Here is a 14,126-nt window from a genome sequence, read left to right as displayed (position 1 = left end):
AACGTTCGCTTTTCAACGTTGGGCTAGAAACAACAACGCCCCGCAGGTGCGGGGCGTTGTTGGGCGGGCGGGGATCAAGCGCCGCCAGCGAAGGACATATAAATGGCGATAACGAAAACGATCAGCACGATGCTGGCCGGAATCGCACCTTTCCACGGCGTGAGATCGACCTCACCGCTGTCTTCATGGATCCAGGCGGTGGCGCGCGGGCGCAGCTTACCGATGATCAGCATCATAGCCACCAGCAAGACGAACACGCCGGCGACGAAATGATACTGGTTGGTGATTTCAAGGATACCGTTGAAAGGCGGAATGAAATAGCCCGCGGCAATCAGCAGGCAGCCAAGAATCAGCGCTAGCTTGGCGGCGAGCGGCGGCACGCGCTTGGTCAAAAGCCCGACCAGTACCACGGCGAGAATCGGAATGAAATAAATCGCGTTCATCTTCTGCAGGTAGCCGAACAGGCTGTCCTGGCCGGCCAACAGCGGAGCGATGATCATCGCCGCGATCGCCATCACCCAGCCGAACACCTTGCCCGACTTGACCACTTCTTCCTCGGTGGCGTCTTTCTTGATCAGCCCCTTGTAGACGCCGAGGCTGAACAGGGTGGTGGTACTGTTAAGTGCTGAGTTGAAGGAAGAAAGGATCGCACCGACCATTACCGCGGCGAAGAAGCCGGTCAGATAAGGCGGCAGAACGTTGAAGACAAGGCGACCGTAGGCTTCGTCAGGACGGATGCCGTCACTGGCATAGAGGTGATAGGCGATAATACCGGGTAACACCAGATAGAGTGGACCGAGCAGCTTGAACAGGCCGGTCAACAGTACGCCCTTTTGACCCTCGGCCAGTGTCTTGGCGGCGAACGTACGCTGAATGATCTGCTGGTTGGTAGTCCAATAGAACAGGTTGATCAGGAATACACCGGTGAACAGAGTCGCAAACGGTACTTGTTGATCTTCTTGCCCGATCGAATTGAGCATCTCGGGCTGAGTGTCCTTGAGTATCTGCCAGCCCGCCAGTACGCCGCCATTATCACTAACAGCTTGAAGACCGAAATAGACGATTACAAAGCCACCGATCAATAGCCCGATACCGTTGAGCAGGTCGGATACGGCAACGGTGCGCAGGCCACCAAACAGGGCGTAGACGGAACCGATCAGGCCAACCACCCAGACCGTCAGCCACAGCAGGGTGCTCGAAGACTGAATACCCGTCAGCGTTGGCAAATCGAGCATGCCTTGAAGACCAATGGCTCCCGAATAAAGAATGATCGGCAGCAAAATAACCGCATAAGCCAACAAGAAGATGATGTTACAGATCAGCTGCGTGGTCCGGTCAAAGCGGATTTCGAGCAACTGCGGCACAGTGGCAATCCCGCTGCGCAAAAAACGCGGCAGAAAGAACAGGGCCAGTAGTACCAGCGCGACGACCGCGACCACTTCCCAGGCCATCACACTCAGGCCATCGCTGAATGCCGCGCCGTTTAGGCCGACCATCTGCTCGGTAGAGAGGTTCGTCATTAACAGCGAGCCGGCGATGAACGGGAACGTCAGGCTGCGGCCGGCCAGAAAGTAATTGCGTGTGTTGCTCAGATCATCCCGACGGGTGATGCGCCAGGTAACAAACGCTACCAGCCCGGTAAAGAATAAAAACGATAAAAGCGTTAGGGCATGCATGAAGTCTTATCCTTGAATACTGAAGCAAGTGACCGATCAGTGTCGTGCATGGTCGAAAGATTACGGCGCGCAGATATGAGAGATATAAACAGATCATGTGCCGTACAGAACCGGGGCACGATTCTAAGCGGCTTAATCCATTGTGCTATTCGCCCTTTGTCTGATAAGAGCGAATTAGTCATATATAAGTAAATGATGATAAAGGGAAAAATAAAAAAGGTGAGACAAAGATGACGTATGAGGAAAGGAGGACCGTAGCGGGGTGTTCAGGACAAGACGCCCCCGTGTTTAGCGTGTTAACCGCTGAAGCGGGTCAGCGTGGCGGTACGTCGGCGGAGGCGGTGTCGACGATCGATTCGATCATGCTGACGCTGTAGTTGATGGTCGCCCGCGACGTCTACGCCAACCTCAGGCCCGACGCCAGCGAACGCGCCCAGCTCACATACGTCCACGGCCGCTTGGTCTGTGCCGGGAGCTTCCGATTGAGCAGGACAATGTTAAATTTTAATTAGTTTTTTATGGTAGGGGAGGCTGGTCGTCGTCTCTCGTCTATGCTGGTTAGGGTACACCTCAGCTAAGGAGAAGCACTCATGAAGTTTGCATGGATGGCAGCACCGTTGGTACTAGCGCTAGCAACCACGCCGACGTTTGCCGAGCAGAGCTCGGGCAGTAGCCTGACGGATAATGGCAACAGTGGCAATGCGTCTTCGCAGCAGTCTGGCAGCATGACGGACAAGATGAAGCAGAAGGCGGGAGACAAGGCCAAGCAAGAGGTCGACAAGCATGCCGGTACGGGGTCCAGCAGCACGGGTGGCAACAGTGCTAGTACGTCTTCGCAGCAGTCCGGCAGCATGACGGACAAGATGAAGCAGAAGACGGGAGACAAGGCCAAGCAAGAGATCGATAAGCGTGCCGGCACGGGGTCCAGCAGCACGGGCTCGAATGGTACGGGGTCTAACGCTACAGAATCGAAAGGTCAGTACATGGGCGCGGGCGGTACTGGTTCGGACGATCAGTAGTAGTGACCTGCTGCATCGAACATGGTAGCCAATGCATTGTTGGCTACCGCTGATACGCTTAAAGGCTAGCCTCGCATTTCAATCGGAGCGTCAACGAAAAGAATCATCGCGCCCTCAACGGCTATTGGGCGGGACCGGTTCCAGACCAGGGTACCTATCCGCTCAATGTGGTGCGCCACCTGTTCGCCCTCGAGCCGCTCGAGGTGAGCGCGGTCGGCACCAAGACCCCCGGGCGTAACTACAATTTCGATGACAGCGTCGCGGTCACGCTGCGTTTCCCGGGCGAGAGAATCGCGCAGTTCTTCGTCACCTATGCCTCAGCGGTGTTCAACCAGTTCTCGGTGGTAGGCACCAAGGGCAGTGTCGCTTCGTCACCGTGCTATTTCTTCGGCCCTGACGTCGCGATTGAATATGACCTTACCGTCGAAGGCGAGAAGCGCCACCACAATCCGGGGCCGGTCGAGCAGTTTGGCGGCGAGACCGACTACTTCTCCGACTGCATTCTCAACAACCGTGACCACGAGGCCGATGGCACCGAAGGGCTACGTGACGTGCGCGTGCTGGCAGCGATCGAGCGTGCGCTTGAAACCAGCTAACCGCAGCCGCTCGAACCGCTCGACTACCGGGACCGTATCCACCCCGACCAGGTGCGACGCCTTACGCCAGTCGAGCCGCCACAGGCGGTCAGCGTCGACACCATTACCGGCGACTAAGACCCATCGTGGCCGTGACCGTCTGAACGATGCGGCGTCAGGCGGAGTAGAGTTATGCTGAAAGCGACCCTTGCGGTCGCTTTCTTGCGTCCCCTTGATTGGAGAGGAATACGTCATGAGCACACTCGCCGCCGAATCCTGCCAGGCCTGCCGTGCCGATGCGCCACTCGCCAGCGATAATGAGATCGCCACGCTTCACACCGAACTGCCCGAGTGGAGCGTCATCGAGCGCGACGGTATCAAGCAGCTCGAGCGCGTCTATCGCTTCAAGAATTTCCGCGCCGCGCTGGATTTTACCAACCGCGTCGGCGAGCTTGCCGAGCAGGCCGGCCACCATCCGGTGCTGCTGACCGAGTGGGGGCGCGTGACCGTGAGCTGGTGGTCGCACAAGCTCAAGGGCCTGCACCGCAACGATTTCATCATGGCGGCGCGCACCGACCGGGCGGCGGACGAGGCTTAAGGGCTGGGAAGCAGCGCGGCGCGGCGCTGCCACAGCACCACACCGAGCGCGAATGCGATCCATGGCAGCAGCAGGGCATTGAGCAGCGCCCAGCCGAACTGCGCTTCAAGCGGGCCGGCAAGCAGTGCCGAGAGGCTGACCAAGCCGAACAGCACAAGTTCATTAGCGGCCTGTACTCGCGCCTTCTCTTCGGGACGGTGGGCCAGTGTCAGCATGGCGCTGGCCGGCAGAAAGGTGAAGTTCCAGCCCAGCCCGAGCAGGATCAGGCCCGAGAAGAAGGTCGTGGCGCTGGCGGGAAGCTGCGCGGTAAGCACGCTGGCGATGAGGCAGCCCGCGCCGAGCGCGATCATCCGGCCGTGCCCCAGCCGCGCGGTGAGGTGGCCGCTGAAGAAGGACGGTACAAACATCGCCAGCACGTGCCATTGAATCACGTGGGCGGTCTGGGCGAAGTCGAGGCCGGCGTGGTGCATCGCCAAAGGCGTGGCGGTCATTGCCAGATTCATGGTGGTGTAGCCGACCACCGCGGCGGTCACCGCGCTGATGAACGTTGGCTGACGCAGCAGCACCTTCCACGGGCGGCCCGGAGCCGTCCGAGAGACACGCGGCGGGGCAGGCAGGGGCAGGCCAGCGATGATGACCAGCGCCAGCATGTAGAGCCCGGCCAGGCCGATGAAACTGCCCAGGAAGGGCGTGCCGGCCACGAGATCGCGGCTGACGACGGCCAGCCACGGGCCGATCAGCGCGGCCAGCACGCCCCCCGCCATGACCAGCGCAATGGCCCGATCACGCAACGCATCCGGTGCGACATCGACGGCGGCGAAGCGGTAAAGCATGCCGATGCCGATGCTCAGACCGATCGCGAAGGTGCCGGCACACAGCCCGGCGAAGCTTGCGTTGACGAGTGCCGCCATGCACAGCGCGACGCCGCTCAGCCCGACCAGATTGCCGATCATGAAGGTGATGCGCCGGCCGTGACGGGCGGTGAGCCAGCCGGCAGGGATCGCCGCGCAGGTCAGTCCAAGCAGCTGGGTGGCGACGGGGAGCGTGCTCCAGCTGTCGGCAGCGGCGAGTCGCTCGCCGAGCAGCGGTATGATCGTAATCAGCAGGATGTTCCCGCTGACCAGCAGCGCTTGGCACAGCGACAGCGCATAGACGGTAAACGGCAGTCGGGCGCTCATGGCGTGCCCTCCTGTCGATGAGCGCCGAAACGGGCGCGATAGACCCGCGGCGGCAGACCGTAATGACGCTGGAACAGACGACGCAGCTGCTCGGCGCCGCCAATTCGGCAACGCTCGGCGATTTGTGTCACGGAATCGCTGCTTTCCAACAGCCGTCGGCGGGCGGCTTCGAGCCGCAGACGGGTCAGGAAGGCACCGGGTGGCAGGCCCAGCTCGCGCTGGAACAGGCGATGGAGATGGCGCGGCGTGACCGCCAGCCGCGCCGCTAGCGTGTCCAGATCGACGTCGACGCTGGGATCGGCGCTGAGTTCGTCAATCAGCGTGCGCAGCCGACCATGGCCGCTGAGCTGAGCGCGCAGCGTCTCGCTGAACTGGGCCTGTCCACCGGGACGATGAAGGAAGACCACCAGTTCGCGTGCGACCTCACCGGCCAGGCGGCTGCCGTGGTCGGCGGCCAGCAATGACAGCGCCAGGTCGATGCCAGCGGTAACGCCGGCGCTCGTGTATAGACCGTTGCTTTCGACATAGAGTGCGTCGGGTGCGACGTCGACGGCGGGAAACTCGCGGACGAGGCGCTGGCAGTGGCGCCAGTGGGTCGTCGCGCTGCGGCCATCGAGCAGGCCGGCCGCAGCGAGCAGGAAGGCGCCGGTGCAGACCGCGCCGACCCGGCGGGTCAGGGGCGCACGTTGGCGTAGCCTCTCGAGCAGGGTGGAGTCGCGGCGCTGGGCATCCACGCCGCTGCCGCCAGCGATCAGCAATGTATCGCCAGGCGATGTGGTTTCCAGCGCATGGCTCGCCAGTAGCGTCATGCCGCCGTTGGTACGCACCGGCCCAGGGGCGATCGCGAGCAGGCGCAGACGGTAGAGCATTTCGCCGGCCAGCTCGTTGGCGCTGGCGAAGACCTGCCATGGACCACTGGCGTCGAGCAGCTGGCAGTTGGGATAGATAAAGACATCGATTTCGCTGGGCATGGCGCATATCCGAACCGAAAGATAGCGCCAGTGTGTTCCCGGAGACGCATGTCGGCAACGACGACTTTCCCACCGAAAAGGACCTGGCCGCGCTGCCATGGGGGTGGCACCGCGCCTGTTCCCAAGGCAGCGCTTGCGCCTGCTATAGCTCTTGGTCCCGAACCGTACTGCCCGGATGGGGCGCGCAGCGGCTGGCGGCTACCGCCGAGGCGGCGTCTTTGCCGGCAGGCGGAGAGGGAGATCCGATGTTTCCTGATGCTCAGGGGCATCCGGCTCCTCGGAGGGACGCGTTTTCCTGCCGTACCAGGCGCTCAGCGGTGCGGCCGTCAGGCCGTGAAGATAAATGCTCAGCAGAATGGTCCAGGCAGCCACGATGAAGACCAGGTCGGCGCCCGGTACGTCGGCGGTTTCGGCAATCAGCACAGCATAGACAATGGAGGCCAGCCCGCGTGGCCCGGCCCAACCTAAAAAGCCCACGCTGGCAGGAGACAGCCCTGTTCCCCATAGTGAGATGGCAGTAGCCACGGGGCGCACAATAAACAGGCTGATCAGCGCATAGGCAATGACACGCCAGCTCATCTCATCGAGTACCTCGATCACCATGATGCTCCCAAACAGCAAGAAGGTGATCAGCGTCAGCAGCTGTCCTTCGGCTTCGGCAAAGCCGGTGGTGCGAGGCAGCAGCGAGCGTGCCGAGGTGCCAATCGTCAGGCCGGCGGTGAAAGCCGAGACAAAGCCGTTGCCGCCGAGCAATTCGCTGGCGGCATAAGCTATGGCGGCCAAGGCGATCGTGGCGAGACGCTGGGTCGTGTCTGTAGCCCAGCCCCGTGAGGCGCTCCATTCGAGAATGCGCCCGCCAAGCCATCCTGTCAGTGCCCCGATGGTGATACCGATTCCAACCAGCGAGGCGAACAGGACTACGTAACCCATCACTGATCCGGTGTCATGACGGGCAATATCGAGCAGTACTGTGATGAAGGGCACGGCAAGGCCGTCGTTGAGACCGCTTTCGACGTTGAGCGTCTGACGGATACGTTTGGGGACCGACTGATTGCTGACAAATGCCTGGCCGAGAGCCGCATCGGTCGGTGCCAGCGTGGCTGCCAGCAGCGCCACCGCCGCGAGCGGTAGGGTGGGAAAGAGCAGCGTGCCAATGCCTGTGCCTACCAGCACGGCGAGCGGCAGCCCGAAACCTAGCAGTCGCAAGGCCAGCGTGTGCTCCTTGAGCACGGTGCGAAGCTCCATGCGTGAGGCATCGGTAAACAGCACCACGACGAGGGCGGCTTCGGCGAGTGCACTGACGGCTTCATTCTCGACATCGAAGTGAATGACACCCAGCGCTCCGGGGCCCAGCAGTAGCCCCGCTGCGGTAAAGACCATCGGCATGGTCAACGGGCTGCCTCGCAACCGCCCTGTCAATAACCCAAAGGCCAGTACCGCCAGCGCGACGGCAAGAATATTCGCATCCATGCGCAGCTTCTCCTTTTCCTCGTTTATCTAATGGCTGTCTCGGCAGATGCTGAGCGCTCCGTGCCAGGCGAGGGTATGTTGGATGAATTTCGCTCGCTACCGTTCAACCATAGTGAACCGTGCAGCGGGCAACAACGCTGTTTGGATGTGGCGTGGGCGGCTATCCTCGCGAACATGGTGCGGCGTTGGTTATGCTGTTGTGCCTGCTTCTTATCGCTTTCAGGACATTCGCTTTTGTCGCATTTCGCTGACCATCTCGTTGTCATGCTGACTCGCCGCCTCGGTGTCTTTCGCTACAGTGCCCGCGCCATCGCGCTGGTATGGGCGACGTCGCGTGCGCTGACCGTAGGGCTGGCGCTGGCAACGCTGGTGGCGGGAGCATTGCCTGCGGTAGCAGCGTGGCTGGGCCAACTGATCGTTGATGCGGTGGTCGCAGCGCGGACGCTTGAGCATGCTCAAAATGGTGCTGAGCTATGGCCGGTGTTGCGCTTTGTGTTGTTTGAGGCGCTGGTGATCGCGCTGATGGCGGCGGCGCAGCGTGGGCTGTCGGTGCAGCAAGCGCTGCTGCGGGTGCTGCTGGGGCAGAAAGTTAACTTGATGATTCTCGACAAGGCGCAGCGGTTGTCGCTGGCCCAGTTCGAAGATGCCGAGTTCTATGACAAGCTGACGCTGGCGCGGCGCGAGGCCTCGACCCGTCCGCTGGCGCTGGTGATCAAGACATTCGGGCTGATTCAGCACGCTATTTCGCTGGCCAGCTTCGCGGTGCTGCTGGTGCATTTCTCGCCATGGGCACTGGTGCTACTGGTGGTCGGAGCGCTGCCGGTATTCTTTGCTGAAGCCAAGTTCTCCGGTGATGCTTTCCGGCTGTTTCGCCGCCGCGCACCCGAGGCGCGCATGCAGGCTTATCTCGAAACCACGTTGGCCCGTGAGGATAGCGTCAAGGAGGTCAAGCTGTTCGGCCTCGGGCCGCTCTTTCTCAAGCGCTACCGTGCCATTTTCACCAAGCTCTACGCCGAGGATCGTCGTCTGACGCTGCGCCGTGACGGCTGGGGCTTCCTGCTTGGTCTACTCGGCACGCTGGCGTTCTACCTGGCCTACACCTGGGTCGTGGTAGAGACGATCAACGGTCGCCTGACGCTGGGCGAGATGACCATGTATTTGCTGGTGTTCAAGCAGGGCCAGACGGCGGTCAGCGCGAGCCTTACCGCGATCAGCGGCATGTTCGATGACAACCTTTATCTCTCCAATCTCTACGCTTATCTCGAACAGCCGGTGCCCGCCGAGCAGGGCACGCTGTGTGCGGGTTGCCGCCCCGGCGATGGCATTCGCTTCGAGGATGTCAGCTTTTACTATCCGGGCGCGACCAAGGCCGCAATTGCCCATATCGATCTGCATGTCGAACCGGGACAGAGTCTGGCGCTGGTCGGTACCAACGGCTCCGGCAAAACCACGCTGATCAAGCTATTGACGCGGCTATACACGCCGGCCAGCGGACGCATCCTGCTGGATGGCAGCGACCTGGCCGAGTGGGATATCGATGCGCTCCGGCGACGGGTGGGTGTGATCTTTCAGGATTTTCTGCGCTACCAGCTCAGTGCTGGCGAGAACATCGGTGTCGGCGATGCGGTGACGTTTGAAGACGAGGCGCGCTGGAGAGAGGCGGCGCGCCTTGGCATGGCCGATGAGTTCATCGGCGGGCTCGAGCAGGGCTACCGGACTCAACTCGGACGCTGGTTCAAGGGGGGGCGTGAACTGTCAGGCGGACAGTGGCAGAAGATTGCCTTGGCGCGCGCCTACATGCGCCGTGACGCCGATATTCTGGTGCTTGACGAGCCTACCGCAGCGATGGACGCTGCTGCCGAGGCGCAGGTGTTCGAGCACTTTCGCCGCCATGCCGAGGGCAAGATGACGATTCTGATCTCGCACCGCTTCTCGACGGTGCGCAGCGCCGATCACATCGTCGTGCTTGAACACGGCCACATCACCGAGCGCGGCAGCCACGAGACGCTGCTCGCCGCGCAGGGTCGCTACGCTGAGCTATTCGAGCTGCAGGCTCGCGGCTATCGCTGAGCCTGCGGGGGTATCACGCTACCAGCGTGGGGGCACCGAGACGCTGGATCATCCAGTGGCGTGCCTGGATCAACTGTTCGGCGCAGAAACCGTGACCCATGACATAGGAGCGGTAGGTGACATCGTAGCCCAACGCCTTGACGGCATTGGCGCCTTCGCGGCCCAGCGCTTCGGGAATGGCGGGATCGTCTAGGCCATGGTGGACTTCGATCGGCAGCTCGCGGTTGGCGGTGTGCGCTTCAAGCCCGTGGTCATTGGCGAAGTAACCTGACAGCACCATCAATCCGCCCAAGGGCTGCGGGCAGCTCAGCGCTGCGTTATAGGCCACAACCCCGCCCTGATCGAAGCCGACCACGACGATGCGCTTGCTGTCGATGCCCTTGGCGACTTCGGCTTCAATCAGCGCTTGAATGTAGGCTGCTGAGGCATTGAGTTGGATCTTGTCGACCCAGGGCTTGGGCGTCGTGTCGAACACGTCGTACCAGGCCGCCATTTCACGCCCATCATGCATTGTGATCGGAAGCGTAGAGGCCTGCGGCAGTACAAAGCGTGCCGCCAGATTTCTGGGCAGTCTCAAGGCGTGAATCAACGGCTCGAAGTCCTGCGCGCGGGCGCAAATACCATGCAGAACAATAATAGCGGCGTCGGCCGGCTGGCCGTTGGTGGGTTCGATAATCTGCGGCTGGGAGAAGGCCATGGACGTTTCCTCAAAATACTGGATACGTCTAGCGTGCGGAAAGTGGGCGATGCCTGCCATGCCGATTGGAGGACACGTCGGGAAAGCCGAGCAATTTGGTTGAAGTGGCATAGTTAGCATAGGCTTACATCATCTTGCTTAGGCTACCGAGCTGCCTGTTCAGAGCCTGCTAGGCTGAGAACACGGTTATTTTCAAAGGAGCGGGCTATGAGTGTCGATAAAACGTTTTATCCACGGCTGAAAGATATGCAGCGGCTGGGTAACGCTGCCGAGCGCGCGGAATATCACGCCGTGGCAGCCCATCAGGATGCTTCGGCCCGCGTGACGACGCGCGAGGCGCTTACCGATCGCCGCGGCTACGATGCTGAATTTCTTGGTGACGTCAGCGTGCCACTGCCGATACCTGTCGGCGAGCGGGCCGAGGATGTCACGCCGGTGGAAGGGTCGCCGGACAATCGACTTGATTACACTCACTTCTCGATTGTGATGTCGCGCTCGCGGCGGCTGGCGATCTTTACCGCGCTTAACATCGACGGCAGCCGCTGGGTCGATGTCCCGCGCAGCAACGACCGCTGGGCATACGACGGTCGGATTCCGGTCGAACTACAGGTCGGCGAAGCGCTTTATGCCAACAATCCACTCGACCGTGGCCATCTGGTGAGGCGCACGGCGCCCAACTGGGGTGACGAGGCCGAGCAGGCCAATAGTGATACGTTTCACTTTACCAACTGCTCCCCGCAGATGGCCGGCTTTAACCAGCAGACCTGGCTGGGGTTGGAAAACTATCTACTTGAGAATACCCGTGACGATAACTCGCGCACGACAGTCTTTACCGGGCCGGTATTTTCCGACAATGATCAGGTCTATCGTGGCGTGCAAATTCCCGCCGCCTTCTGGAAGGTCGTCGCCTTTATTCGTGCTGACGGTCGCCCATCAGCGACAGCGTACATGATCGAGCAGGGTGACTTGCTCGGCCAGCTTGGGTTCATGTTCGGCCAGTACAAGACTTATCAGCGCAGCGTGGCGCACATCGAGGCGCTTGCTCAACTCGATTTCGGTCAGCTCTCAAACTATGACGGATTTTCCAACGAAGAGCGTGCTACCGATACGCGCATCGAGACCGAGCTTAGAAGCCTGGATGATATTCGTGTCTAAACGGTTAGGCGTCAGGACAGCATCAAGATATCAGCGCTCTTGACGGTAAATAAAAAGCGCACCGGATAACGGATATCCGGTGCGCTTTTTCATGGCGCACTGTTTTGAAGGAGGGGCGTGACGGGGTTTGAGCATTCGTAGCAGGCCAAGTGGCGGCCTGGCTGTTTTCTGACACCCGCCTGCTTGGTTCGTGTTGGTTTACGGCGCCAGCCGCTCATTTAACCAGTGGCTAATATCGCCGATTTGCGCCGCACAGATTTCATGACCCATGGGATAGGTGCGGTAGTTAACCGGATAGCCCATGCCGCGAACTGCCTCGGCGCCGGCGCGGCCCAGCGACTCGGGGACGACCGAGTCGTGGCTGCCATGATGCACCTCGACGGAGAGCTTTTGATTGGCATCGCTGAGCGTGATGCTGTCCTGAGTGGCAAAGTAGGTCGACAGCGCCAGGAGCCCGGCCAGTGGCTGTGAGTAGCTAAGCGCCGCTTCATAAGCGACTGCACCCCCCTGCGAAAAGCCGGCGATGATGATGCGTCGGCTGTCGATACTGTTGTCGATCTGCTGGTCGATCAATTCATGAATATAGCCTGCTGAGGCTCTGAGCTGTGTTTCGTCGACGCGGCGCCCAAGGTTCATCTCAAGGATGTCGTACCAGGCGGGCATCGCCGTGCCGCCATTGACGGTCACCGGCAGGATTGGTGCATGAGGCAGAACAACACGTATTTTGAGCGTGTCGGGTAACCCTAGTGCGGGAATAAGCGGTGCCAGATCATGGCCGCTGGCCCCCAGGCCGTGGAGCAGGATCACAGCGGCGTCGGCCTGGCCCTGACGCGGTTCGATGATGATGGGAGCATCTGACGACATGATAATTTTCCATAAATTTTGATAGGTATGGTTTTAGGGTGGGATAGCACGCCAGGGTTTGTCCACAACGATAGCGTCGGTAGTGCCAAAAGGCTGGATAAGCAGGGCAGCGGCAGCGACACTTGGGCGTCAACGTAACGGCAAGGAGAGCATGTTTTGAAATGGAAACGAGGACGGCGCAGCGAGAACGTCGAAGATCGGCGGGGCCGATCAACGGGTGGGCTCGGACAGCACAAGGGTAAGCTCAGCCTGGCGGGGATTGCGCTTATTGTTGTGTTCGGGTTGCTGACGTACCAAGATCCGATGCAGATTCTTGGTCAGGTCGCCAGTCAGCTACAGCAGGACGGCGCCACTCAACCAGCACCGTCCGGCTCAGGTGATGATGCCGGTGCCGAAACGGACGTTGGTCACGGTAATGAACAGCAGGTCGATTTTGTCCGCGCGATACTTGGTGATACCGAGGACACCTGGGGTGAGGTTCTGGCGCAATACGATGAGCAGTATGTCGATCCTAAGCTGGTACTGTTCGATAACGCCGTGAATTCCGCCTGCGGTTTCGCCTCATCGGCCGTGGGCCCGTTCTATTGCCCGGGCGATCAGCAGGTCTATCTCGACCTTGGCTTCTTCAATGAGCTGGAGCAGCGCTTTCAGGCCAGCGGCGATTTCGCGCGCGCTTACGTCATTGCCCACGAAGTGGGCCATCATGTGCAGAATTTGATTGGCGTTAATGCCCAGGTTGATGCCGCACGCCAACGCGGCGCGCAAATGGATGGAGCAACAGGGCTATCGGTGAAGGTCGAATTGCAGGCTGACTGCTTTGCCGGGATCTGGGCCAACCACGCTCAGCAGCGTCTCAACTGGCTGGAGGAGGGCGATGTCGAGGAGGCGATCAACGCCGCCAATGCGATCGGTGATGACCACCTTCAACAGCAGGGCCAAGGGCGCGTCGTGCCTGACTCTTTCACCCACGGCACATCAGATCAGCGCGTACGCTGGTTCAAGAGCGGCCTTGAGAACGGCAACATGGAACAGTGCGACACGTTTAACGCCCAACATCTCTAGCGGAACTTTCCAGAGATAAACATTGCTGTTGATTGAGTTATCCACACCCGGCTGGTTTTCAGCCGGGTGTGGATAATATTTAATGCGTGTGACGGCTCAGAACGTGACGCCGTAATAATAGAACTCATCGCTACGCTGCCAGCCTTGCGATGCGTAGAGCTTCTGCGCGATGACATTGTCTATTTGAGTGCTCAGCTTCATTGAGGCGGCGCCCGTGTCCTTGGCAAAGCGCGCCGCTTCGATGATCAGCTCACGGCCAATACCGTAGCCCCGCGCGGATTCTTCCACAAACAGGTCGTTGAGAATCCAGATTGACGCAGCGCTGACCGTGGAGAAGCTCGGGAAGAGCTGGGCAAATCCGATGCCCTGGCCAGCGTTGTCCTCATAAATAAATACGACCGACTCATCCTGAATCAGCCGCGTCTGTAGAAAGCGGCGGGCCAGTTCGAGATCCGCTGGCTGGTTGTAGAACTGACGGTAGGCGTCAAGCAGTGGGGCGAGTTGTTCGACATCATCAATGGTGGCGCGGCGCAAGGGCATAGGGGATTTCCTTCTCTAAACAAACCATAAACGGGCGTTAGTTGTTCTTGAACCAGACAAGAATAATACCTTATTGCATCACGCTGCAGCCGTGAGTGAAAGCCGTAATGCTTCGTATAGCGTGTTTGATGCCACGTTTGGCTAGCGCCTGTTTAACGAGGTAATAGCTGAAAATGCCTACAGGCCTAGCCGTTCAGATCACCGCATTCAAATCTCTGGGTTATCACGTAAGCATGACGTGACAGAGGTCA

At 60.2% G+C, this 14,126-nt stretch carries 13 protein-coding genes and 1 pseudogene; 6 read left to right on the top strand and 8 right to left on the bottom strand.

The window, feature by feature from the left end; genetic code table 11:
- Positions 1-74: 74 nt before the first annotated feature.
- Complete coding sequence (locus tag C3Z11_RS00915; protein ID WP_106475650.1) at positions 75-1,676, bottom strand: solute:sodium symporter family transporter; 1,602 nt, start codon at positions 1,674-1,676, stop codon at positions 75-77.
- A 590-nt stretch (positions 1,677-2,266) separates the two neighbouring features.
- Here C3Z11_RS00915 and C3Z11_RS00910 point away from each other — a divergent pair.
- Both C3Z11_RS00910 and C3Z11_RS00905 read left to right on the top strand, forming a co-directional pair.
- Positions 2,267-2,695 (top strand): hypothetical protein, encoded by a 429-nt coding sequence (locus C3Z11_RS00910; protein WP_106475649.1) that lies wholly within the window; start codon positions 2,267-2,269, stop codon positions 2,693-2,695.
- An 89-nt stretch (positions 2,696-2,784) separates the two neighbouring features.
- Positions 2,785-3,291 (top strand): annotated as a pseudogene (locus C3Z11_RS00905) (Gfo/Idh/MocA family protein); the annotation flags it as partial.
- Here the strand turns inward: C3Z11_RS00905 and C3Z11_RS16720 are convergent.
- On the bottom strand, positions 3,238-3,525 hold the full coding sequence (locus C3Z11_RS16720; protein ID WP_158700884.1) for a hypothetical protein: 288 nt from the start codon (positions 3,523-3,525) through the stop codon (positions 3,238-3,240). The pseudogene C3Z11_RS00905 and the gene C3Z11_RS16720 overlap by 54 nt on opposite strands.
- On the opposite strand from C3Z11_RS16720, the gene C3Z11_RS00900 reads away from it, so the two are divergent.
- Entirely contained in the window at positions 3,524-3,868 is a 345-nt protein-coding gene (locus tag C3Z11_RS00900) for a 4a-hydroxytetrahydrobiopterin dehydratase (RefSeq protein ID WP_106475647.1), read from the top strand. The two genes, C3Z11_RS16720 and C3Z11_RS00900, sit on opposite strands and share 2 nt — an antisense overlap.
- Here C3Z11_RS00900 and C3Z11_RS00895 read toward each other — a convergent pair.
- The 3 genes from C3Z11_RS00895 to C3Z11_RS00885 all read right to left on the bottom strand — a co-directional run bounded on the left by C3Z11_RS00895 (position 3,865) and on the right by C3Z11_RS00885 (position 7,487).
- On the bottom strand, positions 3,865-5,046 hold the full coding sequence (locus C3Z11_RS00895) for an MFS transporter (RefSeq protein WP_262927160.1): 1,182 nt from the start codon (positions 5,044-5,046) through the stop codon (positions 3,865-3,867). The two genes, C3Z11_RS00900 and C3Z11_RS00895, sit on opposite strands and share 4 nt — an antisense overlap.
- The gene (locus tag C3Z11_RS00890) at positions 5,043-6,017 is read right to left on the bottom strand and encodes a GlxA family transcriptional regulator (RefSeq protein WP_106475646.1); all 975 of its coding nucleotides are present in this window, start codon (positions 6,015-6,017) and stop codon (positions 5,043-5,045) included. The genes C3Z11_RS00895 and C3Z11_RS00890 overlap by 4 nt, the downstream gene beginning before the upstream one ends.
- Before the next feature lie 198 nt (positions 6,018-6,215).
- Entirely contained in the window at positions 6,216-7,487 is a 1,272-nt protein-coding gene (locus tag C3Z11_RS00885) for a cation:proton antiporter (protein ID WP_106475645.1), read from the bottom strand.
- A gap of 264 nt (positions 7,488-7,751) precedes the next feature.
- Between C3Z11_RS00885 and C3Z11_RS00880 the strand changes: the two genes are divergently transcribed.
- Entirely contained in the window at positions 7,752-9,557 is a 1,806-nt protein-coding gene (locus tag C3Z11_RS00880) for an ABC transporter ATP-binding protein (protein ID WP_106475770.1), read from the top strand.
- A 13-nt stretch (positions 9,558-9,570) separates the two neighbouring features.
- Here the strand turns inward: C3Z11_RS00880 and C3Z11_RS00875 are convergent, their stop codons facing one another.
- Entirely contained in the window at positions 9,571-10,254 is a 684-nt protein-coding gene (locus C3Z11_RS00875) for an alpha/beta hydrolase (RefSeq protein WP_106475644.1), read from the bottom strand.
- 207 nt (positions 10,255-10,461) lie between these two features.
- Here C3Z11_RS00875 and C3Z11_RS00870 point away from each other — a divergent pair, with 207 nt between their 5' ends.
- Positions 10,462-11,409: a DNA/RNA non-specific endonuclease gene (locus C3Z11_RS00870; protein ID WP_106475643.1), complete on the top strand. Its 948-nt coding sequence runs from the start codon at positions 10,462-10,464 to the stop codon at positions 11,407-11,409.
- Between the two features lie 198 nt (positions 11,410-11,607).
- On the opposite strand, the gene C3Z11_RS00865 is transcribed toward C3Z11_RS00870, so the two are convergent.
- Positions 11,608-12,273: an alpha/beta hydrolase gene (locus C3Z11_RS00865; protein ID WP_106475642.1), complete on the bottom strand. Its 666-nt coding sequence runs from the start codon at positions 12,271-12,273 to the stop codon at positions 11,608-11,610.
- Between the two features lie 156 nt (positions 12,274-12,429).
- On the opposite strand from C3Z11_RS00865, the gene ypfJ reads away from it, so the two are divergent.
- Entirely contained in the window at positions 12,430-13,335 is a 906-nt protein-coding gene (gene ypfJ / locus C3Z11_RS00860) for a KPN_02809 family neutral zinc metallopeptidase (RefSeq protein WP_106475641.1), read from the top strand.
- A gap of 96 nt (positions 13,336-13,431) precedes the next feature.
- On the opposite strand, the gene C3Z11_RS00855 is transcribed toward ypfJ, so the two are convergent.
- Complete coding sequence (locus C3Z11_RS00855) at positions 13,432-13,875, bottom strand: GNAT family N-acetyltransferase (RefSeq protein WP_106475640.1); 444 nt, start codon at positions 13,873-13,875, stop codon at positions 13,432-13,434.
- Between the last annotated feature and the right edge of the window lie 251 nt (positions 13,876-14,126).

This window comes from Phytohalomonas tamaricis (genome assembly GCF_003012345.1).
Classification (GTDB): domain Bacteria; phylum Pseudomonadota; class Gammaproteobacteria; order Pseudomonadales; family Halomonadaceae; genus Phytohalomonas; species Phytohalomonas tamaricis.
Note: the sequence above shows the minus strand (reverse complement) of the source record. Positions and strands in the feature narration are given on the sequence as shown.